This is a genomic window from Treponema sp. R8-4-B8 (assembly GCF_054786175.1).
On sequence record NZ_BDHE01000376.1, the window covers coordinates 1 to 456 of the forward strand.

At 33.8% G+C, this 456-nt stretch carries 1 protein-coding gene; it reads left to right on the forward strand.

Annotated features, from left to right (window positions below):
• Positions 1–19 precede the first annotated feature (19 nt).
• Positions 20–456 (forward strand): hypothetical protein (locus ACYVRA_RS08835; RefSeq protein ID WP_461252345.1); only part of this gene is annotated, 437 nt, incomplete at its 3' end.

Consider the following 456-nt stretch of genomic DNA (forward strand, 5'->3'; position numbering starts at 1 on the left):
ATTGATATTACCGTTATTCATGTCGCGATTTATCTTCTTATCCCCTTTTATTAATTCGCTAAGTCATGTGGAATTTATACAGAAAAACCCTAACATATATTACAGCGATATCTTTTTAAGCAATGTCGTCATTGCCGTCTGCTGTCTTTTTGCCGCGCGTTGGCTGCGTGAAACTAAATTAAAGCCGCCTATTCCGCTTTATGTGATTTTCAACCTATTGTTCATTTTATTCCCTTTGGTAATACTCGCATGGTATGAGAATATATTAAATGTAATGTCTATTTCTTTTTTAACTTCCGCATTTATAAGCTCGTTTTTTTTGGTAATAATGCTGTTTTTATTTTATCTATATACGCGATTGACTACAAATAATTTGACAGCAGGCTTAAATGCGGCTGAAAACTCATTGTCATTGAAAACTGAAAAGGCTGAAAAATGTACGCCATTCATTCAACT